The sequence below is a fragment of the Streptomyces sp. OR43 genome, assembly GCF_008042275.1.
GTDB lineage: Bacteria > Actinomycetota > Actinomycetes > Streptomycetales > Streptomycetaceae > Streptomyces.
In genome coordinates, this window is sequence record NZ_RDBK01000023.1 from 25,665 (window position 1) to 44,775 (window position 19,111).

Sequence of the window (19,111 nt, forward strand, 5' to 3'; positions counted from 1 at the left end):
CCCCGCGGCAGCCGGGCTACGCCGCCGCCAGATGCGGAGCGCTGTCGTCATCGAGGAACTCGACGACCGCGAGGACGAACAGGGCACACAGCGCGATCCATACCGTGACCAGGCCCGTCGGCCGGTCCCAGGCCAGCAGCACCGCGACGGCCACCACGACCACCGTCCAGTTCAGCGGCCGCCTCGCCCGGTGCACCCACCGGCCGACCGGCCCACCGGTGAATCCGGCCGCGTCCCTCACAGCCCCGATGCCACCGCTCCACATCGCCATGACCCGGCCCGCCGCGCGGCCGCCGCCCGTGAGCCACGCGGCGAGCGCCACCACAACGCCGACGGTCACCACCAGCCGGACCCCGGCGCGCAGATAGCCGGCCAGCGTGTCGAACACCGCCCCCGCCGCGGGCTGGGAGACATGCGGGGGCAGGCTGTCGAGATAGAACGCGCGCCCGGCCCACAGCCCGAGCCCCAGCAGCGCGGCACCCACCGCCACCGCCAGCGCCGCGGTGACCAGCGCCCGCCGGCGGCGCACCGCCAGCAGCACCCCGCCCGCCGCCACGACCAGCGTGAAGACGGGAAGCCAGAAGCCGAGGAGTTCGAGGGCCCGGAAGCCCTTCTTGGCCTTGCCGACCGAGTCCGAGGTGAGGAGGGTGAAGTCGGTATGGATCTCGGGAATCCTCTCGGCGACCGTCAGACCGCGGTCGACGAGGCGCTGCTTCACCCGGTCGATGACCGGGGCGAGGTCCAGGGTCACGGTGTCGCCGGCCAGCTCGACCGCGCCACCGCCCTCGCCGGTCAGGGCCTTCACGACGGAGGCGTGGGCGCGCCTGTTGAGGTCGCTCCACACCCGTTCGAAGGCGTCGCTGGTGACGAAGCGCTGCACCGTGCCGTGCACGAAGTCCGTGACGCCCGTGGTGAGCGGGCCTCCCAGCTTCTCGAGGGCCTTGTCGACCACGGGCCGGTCGGCGGGCGCGACGTCCGCCAGCAGCGCGTCGACGTCGAGATGGGTCATGACGGCGGCGGTGACGCGTGCGGTCACCGCCGCCTGCACATCGGGGTCGGACGCCAGCGGCTCCATCATGTCCACATAGCGGTCCGTGTCCCCGGCGACGCTGCTCGCCCAGCTCGACAGGACGCTCAGCGGGGTGAGCACGGCCGCCACCAGGATCAGCAGGACCGCGAAGAAGGAACGCAGACGCAGCCGTGAGCGAGCCGGGGCACGGGCCTCCAGCTGCGCCACCCTGGCCCGCAGGGCTTCCAGTTCGGCGTGTTCGTCCTGGGCCGCGGGCTGATCGGGGTGCCGTTCCATGAACCAAGGGGATGCCCTGTCCGCCCGTACAGCGCGGCGGATTGCTGCATACAGGTGACGGACGGCCGCCGGGCCGCTGTCGCGCATCAGCCCGGACCCACCGGCTTGTGGAGTGTCCTGGACGATTCCTGATCGTTTCCGGTTTTATGAACACCATTTTCGACAGTGCCCCCGCATCGGAGGCCGGAACCGGTCCGGTCGCCGGCCCGCTCAGCACCGTGCTCCTCGGTCCGGACGCCCGCCGGGAACACGGATTCTGGCGCCGGCTCGTCGCCACCGAGCCGTTCCGCCGGCCCCTCTGGCCGCCTCCCGGCCCCACACCCGACGAACGCCTCGCCCTGGCCCACGCGCGGCTGCGCACCCTCAACAACGCGCTGGACAGCGCCGCCCGGCCGGCCGCCGACCCCCGCGCCCTGGCCGCACTGCACGAGTGGCTCGCCCCGGTGGACCCGGCGTTCGCCACGGTGGCGGGCATCCACTACAACCTGTTCCTGGGCAGCCTTCTGGACCACGACTCCGACAACCCCCGCGACCTGTCGGACTTCCTCGGGCTGCGACGGATCGGCACCTTCCTCTGTACGGAGGTCGCGCACGGCAACGACGCCGCCGCCATCGAGACGACCGCCACCTACGACCCCGGCCGGGACGGGTTCGTGCTGCACACCCCGCACGCCGGCGCCCAGAAGTTCATGCCCAACACCAGTCCGGCCGGCGGCCCCAAGTCGGGCCTGGTCGCCGCCCGCCTGATCGTCGACGGCCGCGACCAGGGGGTCTTCCTGCTGCTGGTGCCGCTCACGGACGCGTCCCGGGCCCTCCCGGGGATCCGGGTGCGCCGGCTTCCCGCACGGATGGGCAGCCCCGTCGACCACTGCCTGACCTCCTTCGACCAGGTCTTCGTGGACCGCGGGGCGCTGCTCGGCGGCGCGCAGGGAAGGATCGGCGACGACGGGGTGTTCCGCAGCGGCACCGAGGGACGCAGGCGCCGCTTCCTCGCCTCGATCGGACGGGTCATCACCGGCCGGATCTGCATGAGCGCCAGCGCGGTGGGCTCCGCCCGCACCACGCTGGCCGTCGCCGTCCGCTACGGCGGCCACCGCTTCGTCTCCGGCGGCCGCACGGCGCCGCCGGTGCCGGTGGCCGCCCACCGCAGCCACCACGGCCCGCTCGCCGAGGCCATGGCCACCGTCTTCGCGATGAGCCTGCTGCACCGGCGCGTACTCGACCGGTGGGAGAAGGCGGCGGCCCGGCCGCCCGCGGAGCGGGAGGCGGACGAGCGGCTGGTCGACATCGCCAAGGGATGGATCACCTGGCAGGCCAGGACCGTGATCGTGGAATGCCGGGAACGGTGCGGCGCCCAGGGGCTGCTGGAGAACAACGGGATGACCGAACTCGTCACCGGGATCGAGGGTGCCATCACCGCCGAGGGCGACAACCTGGCCATTCACTCCCGGGCGGCCGCCGGACTGCTCCTCGACGCGTCACGGACCCCGCGGGCGGAACCGGCCGCCGGCCGCACGGGCGGCGACCTCACCGACCTCCGGTTCCTCGGCCGCCTCCTGGACGAGGTGGAGCGCATCTGGTTCGCCCGGGCGGCCGCGCGGATGGCGCGGGCGGCGGACGGCGGCCCCCTGGAGCGCTGGAACGCGGCGTCCGGGCCCGCTCTGCGGGGGGTCGAGGCCCATGCGTACCGGCAGGCGGCCCAGGCGTACGAGAACGCGCTCGCGGCGCTGCCCGAGGGCGAGGCCCGCGAGCGGCTGGACGAACTGGCCCGGCTGTTCGCGCTGCGCTGGGTCGCACACAACAGCGGGGACCTGCTCGCGGCCGGCCACCTGACCTCCGGGCAGGTCGACGGACTGAGCGACGCCACCGAACAGCTCGTCACCGCCGTCAGCGGCCATCTGCCGGAACTGGCCGCGTCCTTCGCGCTGCCCGGTGAACTGCTCGCCGACTGGCCCATCACCGGAGCCCGCTACACCGACGCCTACGACGATCCGGGCGCCTCCTGGCACACCGCCGCAGCCCCGGGAGCGGCCGGTTCGCGCACCCCTGGTGACGAATCGGTTCACCGCGAAGCGTGACCGGAGCGGGGCCGGCCCGGACGGTCCGGTGGCCGGGGCGGTGCGCGGCACACCGCCCCGCCAACCGCCCCGCCCGCACCGCCGCTGAGCTGCACGGAGGCTCGTGGTAGCGTGCCCGGAGCCAGTCGAACTCCACGTAGGAGTCAGGGAATCCGGTGCGAATCCGGAACTGACGCGCAGCGGTGAGGGGGACGGGCGGGGCCACGGCCACTGGGAGACCCACGGTTTCCCGGGAAGGCGTCCCGTCCGCGTGAACCCGAGTCCGAAGACCTGCTGGCAACCGCGGTCCGGTACCGGGCCGCGGAACTCCGTACGGGCCCCGCGCATGGGCCCAGAGACGCCGAGGTCCTCCGTGCCGCCCACAGCCGGCCCCGCCCGCTCCGCCGCCCTGCTCACCGCCGCCCTGATCCTGCTGACCGCCTGCGGCGGCGGCAAGGACGGCACCACCGCCAAGTCCGGCGACACCGACGGCTATCCGGTCACCCTGAAGAACTGCGGACGGACCGTCACCGTGGACGCGGCGCCGAAGCGCGCCGTACCGGTCGACCAGGGATCGACCGAGATCCTGCTCTCGCTCGGTCTCGCCGACCGGCTGGCGGCCACCGCCACCTGGACCGATCCGGTACTCAAGGGCCTGGAGAAGGCCAACGCGGGCGTCCCGAGGATCTCCGACAACCGCCCCTCGTCGGAGAAGGTCCTGGACCAGGAGCCCGACTTCGTCAGCGCCTCCTTCGAATCGACGCTCGCCAAGGGCGGTGTCGCGCCCCGCGAGCAGTTCGAGGAGCTCGGCGTCCCCACCTACGTCTCGCCCGCCGACTGCACCGCCAAGGACAACAGCAAGGACGGCGACGGGGTCCGCACCGGTGCCCTGACCATGGACAGCGTCTACGCCGAAGTGCGCGACCTGGCCGAGGTGTTCGGCGTTCCCGAGCGCGGCGAGAAACTCGTCGCCGGCCTGCGCTCCCGGGTACGGAAGGCGACGAGCGGCATCGATGCCTCCGGGGCCTCCCTGCTGTACTGGTTCGCCAACTCCGAGTCCCCGTACCTGGCAGGCTGCTGCGGTGCGCCCGGCATCATCACCCGGGAACTCGGCGCGAAGAACGCCTTCGACGACACCCACGAGGAATGGCCGCAGATCAACTGGGAGACGGTCGCCGACCGCAACCCGGACGTGCTGGTCATCGGCGATCTGACCCGCAAGTCGCAGACCGCCGAGAGTGCCGCGAAGAAGATCGCCTTCCTGGAGTCCAACCCTGTCACGAAGAACATGGACGCCGTCCGGCACAAGCGCTACGTGCTGCTCAGCGGCCAGGCGATGAATCCGACCATCCGGACCGTCGAGGGCGTGGAGCGCGTGGCCGCCGGCCTGCGCACCTTCGGGCTCGCGGGGTGACGGACACCGAACGGGCCGCGGCGCCCCGCGAGGACACGGCAGCGCCCACCGGGCCCGGGATCCGGGGCATCCGCGAAGGACTCCTGTGGACCGGCGGGCTCCTGCTGCTCGCCCTGTCCGTCGCCGTCGCCGTCACCATCGGCCCGGCCCGGATCTCCGTCGCCGACGTCTGGTCCGCGGTCGCCTCCCACCTCGGCGCGGGCGAATCGAGGCTCAGCCCGATCCGCGACGGCATCATCTGGAACCTGCGCATGCCACGCACCCTGCTCGCCGCCGTCTGCGGAGCGGGGCTCGCGGTCTGCGGCACCGTCATGCAGTCGCTGCTGCGCAACCCGCTCGCCGACCCGTTCGTCCTCGGGGTCTCCTCCGGAGCCTCGACCGGCGCCGTCGTCGTGGTCGTCCTGGGGGTCGGCGGGGGAGCGGTCTCCCTGTCGGCCGGGGCGTTCATCGGGGCCCTGTGCTCCTTCGCCCTGGTCATGCTGCTCAGCCACAGCCTCGGCGGCAGCACCGACCGGGTCGTCCTGTCGGGCGTCGCGGCCATGCAGCTCTTCTCCGCGCTCACCTCGTTCGTCGTGATGACCGCCGCCGACGCCGAGCAGACCCGCGGCGTGCTGTTCTGGCTGCTCGGCTCGCTGGGCGGCGTCGGCTGGAGCGATGTATGGATCTGCTCCGCCGTGCTCGGCGTGACGCTGCTGATCTGCCTCGGCCACGCCCGTACGCTCGACGCCTTCGCCTTCGGCCAGGACGCGGCGGCCGCCCTCGGCGTCCACGTCGGCCGTACCCGGATCGTCCTGCTGTGCACGACCGCCCTGCTGACCGCCGCTCTCGTGAGCTCCGCCGGTGCCATCGGGTTCGTCGGGCTGGTGCTGCCGCACGCGGCCCGGGCGCTCACCGGCTCCGGGCACCGCAGACTGCTGCCGGTCACCGCACTCGCCGGGGCCGTGTTCCTGGTCTGGGTCGACACCCTCGCCCGGACCGTACTCGATCCGCAGGAGGTACCGGTGGGGGTCGTCACCGCACTCATCGGGGTCCCCGCCTTCGTGCTGGTCCTCCACCGCACCCGGCGGACCCCGTGACCCGGGCCGCCCCCGGCGGTCTGCGGGCCGACCGGGTCAGCCGGGAGGCGGGTGGACGCCTCATCCTGGACGGTGTCTCGCTCGCGCCGCCGCCGGGCGCCACCATCGGTCTGATCGGGCCGAACGGCTCCGGGAAGTCCACGCTGCTGCGGATCCTGGCCGGGGTCCTCGCCCCGGACACGGGCCTGGTCACCCTCGACGACGATCCGCTGACCGCGGCCGGCCGCCGCACCGTGGCCCGACGCGTCGCGGTGGTGGACCAGCACGCCGTCACCCAGGTCGAGCTCAGCGTCGTGGACGTCGTCCGCCTGGGCCGCATCCCGCACCGCCGTGCCTGGGCGGCGCCGACGGCGGCGGACGAGAGGGCGGTGCGGGAAGCCCTGGAGCGGACCGGTCTCACGGACCACCGCGACCAGTCCTGGCACACACTGTCCGGCGGTGAACGCCAGCGCGTCCAGATCGCCCGCGCGCTCGCCCAGCAGCCGCGCGAACTGCTCCTGGACGAACCGACCAACCATCTGGACATCCAGCACCAGCTCGAACTGCTGGCCCTGGTCACCTCGTTGCCGCTCACCGCCGTCATCGCCCTGCACGATCTCAATCTGGCCGCGATGTTCTGCGACCGGATCGTGGTGATGGACGGCGGAAAGGTCGTGGCCGGCGGCACTCCGGCGGAAGTGATCACGGAGGAACTCATCGCCGGCGTCTACCGGGTACGGGCCGTCGTGACACCGGACGGCCCGCAGGGACGGCCCTCGGTGCGCTTTCGTCCTGGGCGGCTCTGAGGAGGGTCCCACGGCACCCGGGGCCGCTCCGAGGTTCCTGCTGCGTCCGAGGAGGGCTCTGTGGTTTCTCCGGCGTCCGGTGCGGACTGAGGTCCCGCGGCGTCATGGAGGGCTGAGGCGTTGCGGACACGCGGTTGTCCCGCGCCGTGGAGCGCAAGGGGCGGGCCCCGGTGCGGGGCCCGCCCGTCTCGGTGCGGTACGGCCTTCCGGCGCGGTCGGCCGGGGGTCAGCGGCGCCGACCCTGACCGAACTCGCCGCCCATGTCCTTCCCGCCCATGTCCTTGCCGCTCTTGCTGGTGCCGTCCGCGTAGTCGATCTGCTCCTTGCGCAGCTCGGCGGAGACTTCCTTCTGCTCGGTCACCTTCTTCGTTTCCATCCGCACCCGCTCGACCGGCACGGTCTCCTTGCGCATCGTGGCGCGTTCGGCGTGCAGGGTGACCTCCACGTCCTGCTCGGTGATGTCGGACCGGCCGGCCGCCTTGTCGCCCGGACGGAGCGGTTCACGGACCACGCGCACCTCTTCGTGCGTGACGGGCACGGTCCTGGTGACGTTCTCGGTGACGACGTACTTGTGGAGGCGGGCCTTGCCGCTCTCGTACTCCTCGGTGCCGATGTGCAGCTGTTCCTCGGAGCGGATCAGCTCCTCCTTGCCGCCGAGGTCGGCGCCGGAGCGCTCGGCTCCCGCACCGGCTCCGACCAGCGGCCGGGACGTGCCCGAGGTTTCGGTGTCGCGGTGCCGGCCGGTCCCGGTCCCGGTGCCCGCACCGGCCATGCCGGCCGACGTGGTCGTGTCGGTCGTGCGGCCCGTGCCCGCGGCGCCCATGGCACCGGCGCCGGCTGCCGCCCCGGCCCCTGCCCCGGCTCCCGCCCCGGCTCCGGCCGCGCCCATGGTGCCCGTGCCGGTCGTGGTCGGTGCGTCGGCGCTCGTGGTGCCGGCGGCCCCGGCGCGGTCGCCGAGGTTGGCCTTGGTATTCCGGCTCAGGCCGTAGTGCCGGTAGAGCTCTTCCTCCTCGGAGACGGACAGATGGGCATCCGCGTCCACCCGGGGGGCTTCCTTCACGCGGTCCTTCGGATGAGAGATGTGCAGGTCGGAGCCCACGCGACGGGCTCCGGCGAGGGGCACGAAACTCTCCTTCATACCGAACAGGCCGGTCTTCACCGTGATCCAGTCCGGCCGGCCGGTGTTGTCGTCGACATACACCCGCCCCACGTTGCCGATCTTCTCGCCCTCGGTGTCGTACACCGTCAGGCCGTCGAGCTCTCCGGAATCCGTGAAACCGTCAGCGGCTCCCATGACCGATTCCTCCTCGCCCGGGCGCGTCCTGTGGGTGGGTCCAGCAGGGGAGGCGCGTCCGGATTCCATCGCGCCTCACCCGGATGGACGCTGCAACCGCCCGGCCGCCGGAGGCCGGCTGCCGTACCCGCCCCACGTCCGTGCAGGCCCCGTGCGACGCGGCTGTGGGGCTGTCGGCCCAATTAGGCCAATCGAGTGAACGGGGGTGGTGAGGCCCCGTGAGTCCGGCCCTCGGAGGTCGGGGCGGAACGGCCGCGTGGTGCGGCACCCGGAGCGGACCGTGTTCTCCGCCCTCACCCGGCACCGGACCCTCCCTCGTCGGAGGTCCGCCCCCCACCACCTCTGATCAGCCCGTTCCCGCCGTGAGCGAATTTCCGGCAAACCCTTGACACCCGCCGAGGGCGCCCGCATCCTTTCGCCAGAAATCGCAACGGCGTTGCGATTTCCGCACCGGAAGATCGACGACGTGGACGAAGGAGCACGGCCCATGGCTGAGCACGGCACGGACACCACCACTCCGGCACCGGCCGGACCGCAGGCACCCGCCGTGCTGCAGACCGTGGACCGGGCCCTGCTCGTGCTGCTCACCTTCACCGAGCAGCGCCCCGAATGGGGCGTCAGCGAACTGGCCCGTCACCACGGCTGGGACAAGGCCGTCGTGCAGCGCCTGCTCACCACCCTGAGCGCGCGCGGCTTCCTGCTCTGCGACGACAACAGCCGCCGCTACCGCCCGGGCCCCGCCCTGTCCCGGCTGGCCAGGGTCAGCGAGCACAGCGGGGTGCTGTCCTCGATCTCCCGCCCGGTACTCGCCCGGCTGCTCCGCGAGACCGGCGAGAGCATCGTCCTCAACGTCCCGCACGGCGGCAGCTACCGCTGCGAAGCCGCCGTCGACGGCACCGGGCCCGTCCGCTACACCGCGATCATCGGCGCGGTCATGCCCGGCCACGCCGGCGCGTCCGGGCACACGATCTTCGCGTACCACCCCGAACGCGAGATCCGGCAGATGTTCGGCGCCACCGGACTGACCCGCTTCAACGACCGCACCATCACGGACCTGGACGCGCTGCTCGCCTGCTACGCGCAGGTCCGCGCCGACGGCTACTGCATCAGCCACGGCGAGTACGACGAAGCGGTGACCGCGGTCTCCGCCCCCGTCTTCCAGGGGGACGGTGTCCCCGCCTCCCTCACCGTCATCGGCCCGTCCCACCGCGTGGACCGGGCCGCCGACACCCTCGTGACGCTGGTACGCGCCGGAGCGGCGGAGATCACCGCCGCTCTCGGCGGCTGAGCCCCACGCGCCCCGAACCGACCCGCCCCACCGCGGCCCTCCCGCGCCGCCGGCCTGCCCGGCCGCCCACCCCACCGGGGATACACCGAGCTCCCCGCCCTGCTCACCGAAGGGGGTGCCCCATGGCGCACCACGTCTCCGCGCCGCACCCTGCCCCGCCGCAGCCGGGTCCCGAAGAACCCCGGTCGCACCCGAGGGTGACGGAACCCGTCCTGCTGGTCATCCTCGTCGTGCTCTCCGCCGTCGGCGCCGTCATCGGCATCGACCTCGTCTCCAAACTGGGCATCTCCGCCAACACCTCGGTCGTCGGCGCACTCGTCGCCATGCTGATCGGACGCATTCCCCTCGGCTTCCTGCGCCGGATGCGTTCCGTGCACCGCCAGAACCTGGCCCAGAGCGCCATCTCCGCCGCGACCTTCGCCTCGGCGAACGCGCTGCTCACGTCCGTTGCCGTCCCGTACGTCTTCGGCCGCGAGGACCTGGTCTGGCCGATGCTCGCCGGCGCCTTCATCGGCCTCCTCGTGGACGCCTGGGTCCTGTACCGGGCCTTCGGCTCCCGGCTGCTGCCCGCCGACGCCGCCTGGCCGCCCGGCACCGCCGCCGCCGAGACGATCAAGGCCGGCGACCGGGGAGGACGCCGCGCCCTGATCCTGGCCGGCGGCACCGCGGTCGGTCTCGCCGGAACGCTCTTCAGCCTGCCGCTGTCCGCCGCCGGTGTGGCCTTCCTCGGCAACGTCTGGGCGCTGATGATGTTCGGCATCGGCCTGATGCTGCGCCAGTACAGCCCCGACGTCTTCCACACCGATCTCGGCGCCGGCTACATCCCGCACGGCGTCATGGTCGGCGCGGGGATCGTCGCACTCGGCCAGGCCGTCCACCTGCTCATAGGGCGACGCGAACGCAAGCGCAGGGAAGCCGCCGCGGAGGCCGCGAGCGTCGCGACCGTCCGGGACACGGACCCGACGACCGCCTACACCGTCGACGAACGGGCCCTGCGCACCTCCCTGGTCCGCGGCTTCGCGCTCTTCACCGGGGGAGCGGTCGTCCTCGCCGTCCTCGGCGGCCTGATCGGCGACATGAGCCCCCTCGGCATCGTCGGCTGGGTCCTGTTCGCCGCCTTCGCGGCCCTGGTCCACGAACTGATCGTCGGCCTCGCCGCGATGCAGTCCGGCTGGTTCCCGTCCTTCGCCGTCACCCTGATCTTCCTCATCCTGGGCCTCGCCATCGGCATCCCGTCCGTGCCGCTCGCCCTGCTGGTCGGATACGTCTCCGCCACCGGCCCCGCCTTCGCCGACATGGGATACGACCTCAAGGCCGGCTGGCTGCTGCGGCGCCAGCACCGTCCCTGGGACCCCTTCGAGCGCGAAGGCCGCCGCCAGCAGTTCATGGCCGCCCTCATCGGATTCGCCGTCGCCCTCGTCGTCGTTGCCCTCGCCTGGCGCTCCTACTTCGGACAGGGACTCATCCCGCCCGTCGCCAAGGTGTACGCCGACACCATCAAGAGCGGGCTCAGCGACCCGGACGCGGTACGCACCATGCTGCTCTGGGCCATTCCCGGCGCGGCCATCCAACTGCTCGGCGGCACCCGCCGGCAGATGGGCGTCATGCTCGCCACCGGTCTGCTCATCCTCACCCCGCAAGCCTGCTGGCTCGTCCTCGGCGCCCTCGTCGTCCGGGTCGGCTACCGGAAGCTGCGCGGTCCCGCCGCCGACGAGGAACTCAACCTGGTCGGCGCCGGGCTCATCGCGGGCAGCTCGCTCGGCGACTCGGCCCAGATCCTCAAGACCTGACGGCCGACGCCCCCCCCCGAACCACACTCCGCACCACTCAGCACCACCCGCACGGCAAGGAGAACCACCCCATGGACATGTACAGCAGGCTCGAACCGCGCCCCGAGTACCTCAGCTTCGAACTCGCCCTGGCCGCCCGCAAGCTCGTCGAGGAGGTCATGCTGGTCAAGCGCGGCGAGCACGTCGTCCTCACCGGCGACACCAGCAGCGACCGCCGCGTCATCGAGGCCACCGCCCAGGCGGTCGCCGCCGCCGGAGCGCACCCCGTCGTCGTCTGGTACGAGACGCTGCCCGGCGCCTCCATGGAGCCGCCCCGGCCCGTCGCCGGTGCCATCGCCGACGCCGACGTCTGGATCGAGTTCGCGGTCTCGTACCTGATGCACTCCGACGCCTTCCGCGCCGCGATGGCGAACGGCTGCCGCTACACCAACCTGACCGCGATGGACGTCCAGATGCTGGTCGCCACCGTCGGCCGCCCGGACTTCCAGGGCGTCATCCGCCTCGGCAAGGCGCTCGTCGCGCTCCTGGAGGCCGCCGACGAGGTACGGATCACCTCCGCCAACGGCACCGACCTCGTCGGCCGCAACGGCGACCGGCCGATCAACCTGCGCGGCAAGCCCGCCGAGAAGCCCGGCGAGACCGTGATGCTCTCCGGCCAGATCTCCTGGAACCCTCTGGAGGAGACCCAGGACGGCGTCCTCGTCTTCGACGGCGCCCTGTGGCCGCCGGACGAGCTCGGCCTGCTGCGCTCCCCGGTCCGCTGCACCGTCGAGAAGGGCGTCGTCACCAAGATCGAGGGCGACGCCGACGCGGACACCTTCCGCCGCTGGATGGAGTCCTTCGACGACCCGAACATGTTCCGCGTCGCGCACTGGTCGCTCGGCTTCAACCCCGGTGTGCTCGCCCCGACCGGCCGCATCGTCGAGGACGAGCGGGTCTTCGGCTGCGTCGAGCTCGGCATCGGCACCAAGGGCGCCTGGATCGGCGGCGAACCGTGGGTCGCCGCCGCCCACACCGACGGCAGCGTCCTCGGCCCGTCCATCTACCTGGACGGCGTCGCCATCGAGGAGAACGGGCGCTATGTGCACCCCGAGCTCGTCGACATCTGCCGCGACCTGGGCGTTGCCGGCTACTGAGCTGTCCGCCGCGCGGGCCCGCGCCTATGCGGTCGGGCCCGCGCCTATGCGGTCGGGCCCGCGCCTATGCGGTCGGGCCCGCGCCTATGCGGTCGGGCCCGCGCCTATGCGGTCGGGCCCGCGCCTATGCGGTCGGGCCCGCGCCTATGCGGTCGGGCCCGCGCCTATGCGGTCGGGCCTGGACCTACCGGGCGGCCCCGCACCTACTCCGGCGGGCCCGCCCACGCACCCGGGCGGGCCCGCCCGGCACCCGTCAACCGCACCGAGACGCGCAAGGAGCGCCCATGACCACCCCCGCCCCCGTCTCCTACCGCCACGGCGGCCTGGTCTGCACCGACCACACCCTCGACGTGCCGCTCGACCACCACACCCCGGACGGTCCCGCCATCGGCCTGTTCGCCCGCGAGGTCGTCGCCGAGGGCCGTGAGCGCGAGGACCTGCCCCGTCTGCTCTGGCTCCAGGGCGGCCCCGGCGGCCGCGCCGAGCGGCCCAACGCCGCGGGTGCCTGGCTGCGCCGCGCCCTCGCCGACTACCGTGTCGTCCTCCTGGACCAGCGCGGCACCGGCCGCTCCACTCCCGCCGACCGGGTCACCCTGGCCCGCTTCGGCACGGACTCCGAGGCCGCCGCCGACTACCTCGCGCACTTCCGCGCCGACTCGATCGTCCGCGACGCCGAACACCTGCGCCGCCATCTCCAGGGCGAGGCGCCGTGGAGCGTCCTCGGCCAGAGTTTCGGCGGATTCTCCACCCTCACCTATCTCTCCCTCGCCCCCGAAGGTCTCGCCCAGGTCTACATCACCGGCGGACTGCCGACGCTCACCGGCCACGCCGACGACGTCTACCGCGCCGCGTACGCCCGTACCCTCGCCCACAACGAGCGCTACTTCGCGCGCTACCCCGGCGACCAGGCCCTCGCCGACGCCGTCGCCGCACACCTGGACACGCACGACGTCCGGATGCCGGCCGGGGAGCGCCTCACCGCGCGCCGTTTCCAGACCCTCGGCATCACCTTCGGCACCGCGGCCAAGTTCGACTCGCTGCACTACCTCCTGGAGACCGCCTTCACCGAGGGCCCGGACGGACCGGAACTCACCGACACCTTCCTGCGCGGCGTCGACGCCGCCGTGTCCTTCGCCGAACGCCCCCTGTACGCCGCGCTCCACGAGCCGATCTACGCCCAGGGCAGCCGCCCCACGGACTGGTCCGCGCACCGGATCCGCCAGGAGTTCCCGGCCTTCGACGCCACCGCCGGCGGCCCGCTCCGGTTCACCGGCGAGATGGTCTACCCCTGGCAGTTCGAGGAGGACCCGGCGCTCGTCCCGCTGCGCGCCGCCGCCGAGGCGCTCGCCGCCCGTACCGACTGGCCGGCGCTGTACGACCTGGACCGGCTGGCCGCCAACGACGTCCCCGTCGTCGCCGCCGTCTACCACGACGATATGTACGTCGACCGGGAGCACGCCCTGGCCACCGCCGGTGCCGTACGCGGACTGCGGACGTGGGTCACCGACGCCTACGCCCACGACGGCGTCCGGGCCGACGCCGCCGTGCTGGACCGGCTGATCGGCATGGCCCGCGGCGAGGCCTGACCACCGGCATGGTGCGGGGCGCCCCCGGCGCAGCCCTGCCCCGGCACCTATGATCGACGGGTCCCACGCCGATCACCGTCCTGCCGCACCACCGGGGGTATCCCATCCGTTCCGTACGTATCCGGCTGCCCGAACAGCGCGGTGAACTGCTGGCCCGGCGCGAGGACGGCCTGGAACTGCACCACCTCGTGTGGCGGCTGGGGCCCGGCTGGCGGGTGTGCAGCAGCGCGGTGCTCGGCGGCGGCATCGGCCCGCGCGACTGGATCCTCAACGCGCAGGTGCCCGGCGGCTATCCGCGTATGGACCCCGACCGCCACCTCGCCGAGATCGCCGCCGCCGAACGGCTCACCGGCACCGGCGCCGGGCTGATGACGGCCGCCGACGTCAGCGCGTACACCGTCGCCGCCGACGAGGGCGTCACCGCTGTCGCCACGTGCGGTCTCGGCGTACGGGGCTGGGCGGCGGCAGCGGCCGAGGGAAGCGGGGGACCGCAGCCGCCGGGCACGGTGAACATCGTCGTGACCCTCCCCGCCCCCCTGACCGACGCCGCGCTCGTCAACGCCGTCGCCACCGCCACCGAGGCCAAAGTGCAGGCCCTCCTGGACGCCGGACTCGACTGCTCGGGCACCCCCACCGACTCCGTCTGCGTCGCCGCGCCCGCCCCCTCCCCGGACACCGGATCCGGTGAACCGTTCGCCGGGCCGCGCTCGCTCTGGGGCGCACGACTTGCCCGGGCCGTGCACGCTGCCGTCCTCGAAGGCGCGCTGCGGCCATCCTGACCATCCGAAACGCCGCGGGCCACACTCCGCGCGGCCGACGAAGGGAACAGCCCTCATGACCTCAGCAGCCGACACGGTCCGCGAGCGGCCGGCCGTCGCCGTCCTCGGCACCGGACTCATGGGTTCGGGCATGGCCCGGAGCCTGCTCAGGGCCGGTCTCGACGTCCGCGTCTGGAACCGTACGCATGCCAGGGCGGTACCGCTCGCCGCCGACGGTGCCACCGTCGCGGACACCGCGGCCGAAGCCGTACGCGGCGCCGACGTCATCCTCACCGTGCTCAACGACAGCACCGCCGTCGCCGCCGCGCTCACCGCCGCGTCCGACGGGGTGCACCGCGGCCAGGTCCTCCTGCAGAGCTCCACCGTCGGGCCTGAGGCCACCGCCGAACTGGCGCAGCGGGCCGCGGACCTCGGCCTCGTCTACCTCGACGCCCCGGTCTCCGGCACCAGGCAGCCCGCGGAACAGGGCACACTGACCGTCTTCGTCTCCGGACCGTCCGCCGCCCGCGAGGTGACCGGACCGGTGCTCGACGCGATCGGGCAGCGCACCGTCTGGGTCGCCGAGGAGCCGGGAGCCGCCTCCCGGCTCAAGCTCGTGGTCAACGCCTGGGTGATCAACATGGTGGGCGGCGTCGCGGAATGCCTGAACCTCGCCGAAGGGCTCGGGGTGGACCCGCAGACGTTCCTGGACGTGATGAAAGGCGGGCCGCTCGACTCCGCCTATCTGCACGGCAAGTCCGCCGCCGTCCTCTCCGGCGACCTCACCCCGAGCTTCGCCCTGTCCACAGCCCTCAAGGACACCCGCCTCATCCTCGAAGCCGCCGAACACTCCGGCGTCCGGCTCGACCTGACGAAGGCGTCGGCCGCCCGCTTCGAACGCGCCGAGGCGGCCGGGCACGGCGGGGAGGACATGATCGCCACCTACTACGCCGGACGGCCCCCGGAGAAGGACGGCGACTGATCCCGAGCGTGCCCGGCACCGGTGCGCGTCAGACGACCAGCACCTCGTGCCGGACCACCGCGTCGAACAGATAGCCCTGCGTGTTGTGCACGGCGACGTCCGGCTGGACGCGGCCCGACCGGTCCGTCGCCCGTGCCAGCAGGACGGCCGGGCCACGGGCCCCGGGCACCCAGTCGGCCGACCAGCGCACCCAGCTGCCGCTCCGCGGTTCGTCGCGCAGCCGGGCCCGGCGCCACCGCGTGCCCCCGTCCGTGCTGATCTCGACCGTGCGCACGGGCGCCCCGCCCGACCATGACCGTCCGGTCAGTACCTGACGCCGATGGGCGGGGAACTCGGCATCCGGTGCGAGCTCGAAGGCGCTCTTCAGCGTCTGCCGGGTCAGCGGTGCACTGCCCTCGGCCGGGTAGCCGGGGCCGAACAGCCGGTAGAGGCCGGTGTTCCACGGGGAGACCAGGGGCCGGGCGCTCACCTCGATGTCGCCGACCCACTTGATGTTCGCGATCCCGACCCAGGACGGCACGATCAGCCGCACCGGATGGCCGTGATCGGGCGGCAGCGGTTCGCCGTTCATCTCGTACGCGAGGATGACGTCGTCCAGCGCCTTCGCCACCGGCAGCGGCCGGCGCACGTGCCCGAGGTTGATCCCGTCGCTGACCACCTCGTCGTCGAGGCCCCGCGGCAGCACGTCGACGGCGTGCCGGGTGATGCCCGCGCGCCGCAGTACGTCGGCGAGCCGCACTCCGCGCCAGCGTGCCGTGCCGATCGCCCCCAGGGTCCACGCCGTCCCGCTGACCTGCTGCCCCTGCTGCGTCGTGTAGTAACTGCGGGCGTTGCCCGCGCACTCGACGAACGCGGTACGGGTCACCGACGGCAGCGCCCGCAGCTCGTCGTACGTGAACTCGACCGCAGCGCCGCCGAGTCCGTCGCCCCACACCCTGAGCCGCCAGTCGGCCGCCGCGATCCGCGGGGTCACCGTGTGGTTGCGGACGAAGAACCGCTCGGCCGGGGTGAGCAGCCCGGTCGTGCGCAGCGCGGCGAAGTTCGTCTCCGCGTTGGTGCCGCGCACCGTGAAGACCTCGGGCGGCAGCGCTTTGACGATGCCGGGGGCGGTGGCGGACGCCGCGTGGGCGGGAGCGGCGAGCCCGGCGAGCGGGGCCGCCACCGAAGCCGCCGCGACCAGCCGCAGCAGATCACGGCGCTCGATCCCCGCGGAGCGCGCGGCACCACGCGTCCACTGGCGCAGCCGCGTCCGGTCGTAGGAGGCCTCGGACGGCGGAACGGATCTCATGGACGACTCCAGGGGCGAGAGGAGAGCGGGGCGGCGGAGGCGATCAGCAGGCGCGGGTGTGCGCGGCGTCCCGGATCCCCGTGCCGCCGCGAGGGAGGAGCCGGGTTCGCGGGCATGCGGGTGAGCGTGTCAGCGGCCCATCGGGGCGTCAACGCGCGTCGGCAGGGCCCCAGGACCCGCCGGGAAGGTAAGAGACCGGACCGGCCGACGTGCGCGGTGTGCCCCCGGGCCCCCGGCACGGCTTCGACCTGCGCGGACGCGGCACCGGAGAGATCGGGCGTGCCGGCCGGGGCAGGGGGCCGCTGCTGTCCCTGAGGGGTGCGGATTTCATCGGGCCGCAATGTTCGGACGGCCGCGACGGCAGGTTCCGGCGAGGACCGCGTCCGGACACGCGTGCGGGCTCCGGGCCGCTGCGGCGACCCGGAGCCCGCACGTCACGCTCATTCCTCGATGGTCATCCCGTCACGGAGCCGGCGCAGAATCCGGCTGATCAGCCGGGAGACGTGCATCTGCGAGATGCCGAGCTCGGCGCCGATCTGCGACTGCGTCATCTCCTGGCCGAACCGCATGTCGATGATGCGACGCTCCCGCTCGTCCAGATCGTCGAGCAGCGGTGCCAGGGCGTGCAGGTTCTCGACCGTCTCCATGGCCGGATCCGGGCCGCCCAGCACATCGGCGAAGGTCCGCCCCGTCGTGCTGTGCTGCCCCGGGTCGGCCGCGGCGGCCGGCATGTCCAGCGAACCCGCGGTGTACCCGTTGGCCGCCACGATTCCCTCGGTGATCTCCTCCTCGCTCAGCCCCAGGTGCGCGGCGAGCTCGGGAACGGTGGGGTCGCGGTCGAGCTCACCGGCCAGGGCCTCCTTGGTCTTGGCGATGTCGACCCGCAACTCCTGGAGCCGGCGCGGCACATGGACCGCCCAGCTGGTGTCGCGGAAGAATCGTTTGATCTCCCCGGTGATGTACGGGACCGCGAAGGAGGTGAACTCGACCTCGCGGGACAGGTCGAACCGGTCGATGGCCTTGATCAGCCCGATGGTGCCGACCTGGACGATGTCCTCCATGTCGCCGCTGCCCCGGTTCCTGAACCGGCCGGCGGCGAAGCGGACGAGGGACAGGTTCATCTCGATGAGCGTGTTCCGCGCGTACTGATGGGCGGGCGTCCCTTCCTCCAGGACCTGGAGGCGGTCGAAGAACAGCCGGGACAGTTCCCGTGCGTCGGTGGGCGCCACCTTGCCCGCGTCCTCGATCCACGGCAGGTCGCCGAGGTCCATGGGGGCAGGCCCGGTGCCCGTGAGTTCGTCCTGCCCGGCGACAGCCGTCACGACTGTGTCCTGGCCGGCCGGTGCCGACCGTGCACTCTCCGCTCGCTCCGCACCGGCAGTTCGCGCAGTGTGCGTCGTCATCTCGTCACGCTCCCCTGGTGGTAGGCCATCAGGTGTAGACGCTTGCCCCGTCAGGTGTTTCCCATGCGCACAAACGGAATTTGATCAGTGACTTGACGTCAATGGCCGGAAGTCGACGGGCTTCCGGCCGCCTGGGCAGGGCTCGGCGTCCCGGCACGCAGAACCGCCCCACCGGTACGGGGGAGCCCGGTGGGGCGGTCCTCACCAGAGTGCCACAGCCGCGGCCGCCTGGGGGCGGGCCGACGCGTATCCGGCGGTAGTTGAGTCGAAATCGACGGTGCGCCGAGGCCCGCCCGGCCCCGGGCGGGGCCGTCAGTCGCGCGGATATCCGACGATCGTGTGGGTGACCGCGGGGGAGTCCTCGGTGGTGTAGTAGTGGCTGCACTGTGCCGAGAAACGGGCCGTGTCCCCTGCCTCCAGGAGGTACGGAACGTCGTTCACCACCAGCGTCACCTGACCGGACATCACGAGCACGTACTCCACCGATTCCGTGCCGTGCGAACTGACCTGGCTCTGCGCGTGCGGGTGGAGCCTGGTCCGGTAGATCTCCAGACGGCCCTGCTCGTGACCGGAGTAGAGCAGGCTGACCGAGGTCTCGTCCGCGGGCTCGTCCAGCGAGGAGGCCCGGATGATCTCCGGTTCCAGCAGCGGCTGGCGCAGCAGATCCGTGCAGTTGGTGCCCAGCACGTCGGCGATCCGGACCAGCACGTCAACGGTCGGATTGGCCTCCGCCCGCTCTATTTGGGACAGCAGTCCCTTGCTGACGCCGGTCGCTGCCGACAGCTCACGCAGGCTCCAACCCCTGGCGAGCCGACGCCGGTTGAGATTCCCGGCCAGGGAAGCCCGCACACCGGAGGCGGACTTCCCCGCCTCCGGAGGACGCGCGGCCGGGGGCGGTCCGGCGTCGGTGGTCGTCTCGGACACCGTTCCTCCTCGCTCTCGCTGCTT

At 72.9% G+C, this 19,111-nt stretch carries 15 protein-coding genes and 1 riboswitch; of the genes, 10 read left to right on the forward strand and 5 right to left on the reverse strand.

Annotated elements, in window-relative coordinates:
- Positions 1-16: 16 nt before the first annotated feature.
- The gene (locus EAO72_RS11945; RefSeq protein WP_148017261.1) at positions 17-1,306 is read right to left on the reverse strand and encodes a hypothetical protein; all 1,290 of its coding nucleotides are present in this window, start codon (positions 1,304-1,306) and stop codon (positions 17-19) included.
- A gap of 146 nt (positions 1,307-1,452) precedes the next feature.
- On the opposite strand from EAO72_RS11945, the gene EAO72_RS11950 reads away from it, so the two are divergent.
- From EAO72_RS11950 to EAO72_RS11965, 4 genes are all read left to right on the forward strand, one after another.
- Entirely contained in the window at positions 1,453-3,384 is a 1,932-nt protein-coding gene (locus EAO72_RS11950; RefSeq protein ID WP_148017262.1) for an acyl-CoA dehydrogenase family protein, read from the forward strand.
- Positions 3,385-3,490: 106 nt separating this feature from the next.
- A riboswitch (cobalamin riboswitch) is annotated at positions 3,491-3,676 on the forward strand.
- A 60-nt stretch (positions 3,677-3,736) separates the two neighbouring features.
- Positions 3,737-4,777 carry an ABC transporter substrate-binding protein gene (locus EAO72_RS11955; protein WP_148017263.1) on the forward strand — a complete coding sequence of 347 codons (1,041 nt, stop codon included), beginning with the start codon at positions 3,737-3,739 and terminating at the stop codon, positions 4,775-4,777.
- Complete coding sequence (locus EAO72_RS11960; RefSeq protein WP_148017264.1) at positions 4,774-5,853, forward strand: FecCD family ABC transporter permease; 1,080 nt, start codon at positions 4,774-4,776, stop codon at positions 5,851-5,853. Before EAO72_RS11955 ends, EAO72_RS11960 begins: the two co-directional genes overlap by 4 nt.
- Positions 5,850-6,638, forward strand: a complete 789-nt coding sequence (locus EAO72_RS11965) for an ABC transporter ATP-binding protein (RefSeq protein WP_148017265.1) — start codon at positions 5,850-5,852, stop codon at positions 6,636-6,638. Before EAO72_RS11960 ends, EAO72_RS11965 begins: the two co-directional genes overlap by 4 nt.
- Before the next feature lie 226 nt (positions 6,639-6,864).
- Here the strand turns inward: EAO72_RS11965 and EAO72_RS11970 are convergent, their stop codons facing one another.
- Complete coding sequence (locus EAO72_RS11970; protein WP_148017266.1) at positions 6,865-7,932, reverse strand: PRC and DUF2382 domain-containing protein; 1,068 nt, start codon at positions 7,930-7,932, stop codon at positions 6,865-6,867.
- Between the two features lie 487 nt (positions 7,933-8,419).
- On the opposite strand from EAO72_RS11970, the gene EAO72_RS11975 reads away from it, so the two are divergent.
- The 6 genes from EAO72_RS11975 (at position 8,420) to EAO72_RS12000 (ending at position 15,472) form a co-directional block, all read left to right on the forward strand.
- The gene (locus tag EAO72_RS11975) at positions 8,420-9,220 is read left to right on the forward strand and encodes an IclR family transcriptional regulator (RefSeq protein ID WP_148017267.1); all 801 of its coding nucleotides are present in this window, start codon (positions 8,420-8,422) and stop codon (positions 9,218-9,220) included.
- Positions 9,221-9,342: 122 nt separating this feature from the next.
- A complete protein-coding gene (locus tag EAO72_RS11980) occupies positions 9,343-11,010 on the forward strand; it encodes an OPT/YSL family transporter (protein WP_148017268.1) in 1,668 nt (555 codons plus the stop codon).
- 71 nt (positions 11,011-11,081) lie between these two features.
- Entirely contained in the window at positions 11,082-12,146 is a 1,065-nt protein-coding gene (locus tag EAO72_RS11985) for a M29 family metallopeptidase (protein WP_148017269.1), read from the forward strand.
- Between the two features lie 284 nt (positions 12,147-12,430).
- Positions 12,431-13,732 (forward strand): alpha/beta fold hydrolase, encoded by a 1,302-nt coding sequence (locus EAO72_RS11990; RefSeq protein ID WP_148017270.1) that lies wholly within the window; start codon positions 12,431-12,433, stop codon positions 13,730-13,732.
- A 188-nt stretch (positions 13,733-13,920) separates the two neighbouring features.
- Entirely contained in the window at positions 13,921-14,511 is a 591-nt protein-coding gene (locus tag EAO72_RS11995) for an adenosylcobinamide amidohydrolase (RefSeq protein WP_315986302.1), read from the forward strand.
- Positions 14,512-14,566: 55 nt separating this feature from the next.
- Entirely contained in the window at positions 14,567-15,472 is a 906-nt protein-coding gene (locus EAO72_RS12000) for an NAD(P)-dependent oxidoreductase (RefSeq protein ID WP_148017272.1), read from the forward strand.
- Positions 15,473-15,500: 28 nt separating this feature from the next.
- Here the strand turns inward: EAO72_RS12000 and EAO72_RS12005 are convergent, their stop codons facing one another.
- The 3 genes from EAO72_RS12005 to EAO72_RS12015 all read right to left on the reverse strand — a co-directional run bounded on the left by EAO72_RS12005 (position 15,501) and on the right by EAO72_RS12015 (position 19,087).
- Complete coding sequence (locus tag EAO72_RS12005; protein ID WP_148017273.1) at positions 15,501-16,760, reverse strand: sulfite oxidase; 1,260 nt, start codon at positions 16,758-16,760, stop codon at positions 15,501-15,503.
- Positions 16,761-17,200: 440 nt separating this feature from the next.
- Positions 17,201-18,163, reverse strand: coding sequence for an RNA polymerase sigma factor SigF (locus EAO72_RS12010; RefSeq protein ID WP_148017274.1), 963 nt, complete (start codon positions 18,161-18,163; stop codon positions 17,201-17,203).
- Positions 18,164-18,475: 312 nt separating this feature from the next.
- On the reverse strand, positions 18,476-19,087 hold the full coding sequence (locus EAO72_RS12015) for a helix-turn-helix domain-containing protein (RefSeq protein ID WP_148017275.1): 612 nt from the start codon (positions 19,085-19,087) through the stop codon (positions 18,476-18,478).
- Positions 19,088-19,111: the final 24 nt, after the last annotated feature.

Coding starts and splice junctions, on each gene's coding strand:
- EAO72_RS11990 (WP_148017270.1), top strand. CDS start 12,431: ATGACCACCCCCGCCCCCGTCTCCTACCGCCACGGCGGCCTGGTCTGC.
- EAO72_RS12005 (WP_148017273.1), bottom strand. CDS start 16,760: ATGAGATCCGTTCCGCCGTCCGAGGCCTCCTACGACCGGACGCGGCTG.
- EAO72_RS12000 (WP_148017272.1), top strand. CDS start 14,567: ATGACCTCAGCAGCCGACACGGTCCGCGAGCGGCCGGCCGTCGCCGTC.
- EAO72_RS11980 (WP_148017268.1), top strand. CDS start 9,343: ATGGCGCACCACGTCTCCGCGCCGCACCCTGCCCCGCCGCAGCCGGGT.
- EAO72_RS11945 (WP_148017261.1), bottom strand. CDS start 1,306: ATGGAACGGCACCCCGATCAGCCCGCGGCCCAGGACGAACACGCCGAA.
- EAO72_RS11985 (WP_148017269.1), top strand. CDS start 11,082: ATGGACATGTACAGCAGGCTCGAACCGCGCCCCGAGTACCTCAGCTTC.
- EAO72_RS11950 (WP_148017262.1), top strand. CDS start 1,453: ATGAACACCATTTTCGACAGTGCCCCCGCATCGGAGGCCGGAACCGGT.
- EAO72_RS11970 (WP_148017266.1), bottom strand. CDS start 7,932: ATGGGAGCCGCTGACGGTTTCACGGATTCCGGAGAGCTCGACGGCCTG.
- EAO72_RS11975 (WP_148017267.1), top strand. CDS start 8,420: ATGGCTGAGCACGGCACGGACACCACCACTCCGGCACCGGCCGGACCG.
- EAO72_RS12010 (WP_148017274.1), bottom strand. CDS start 18,163: ATGACGACGCACACTGCGCGAACTGCCGGTGCGGAGCGAGCGGAGAGT.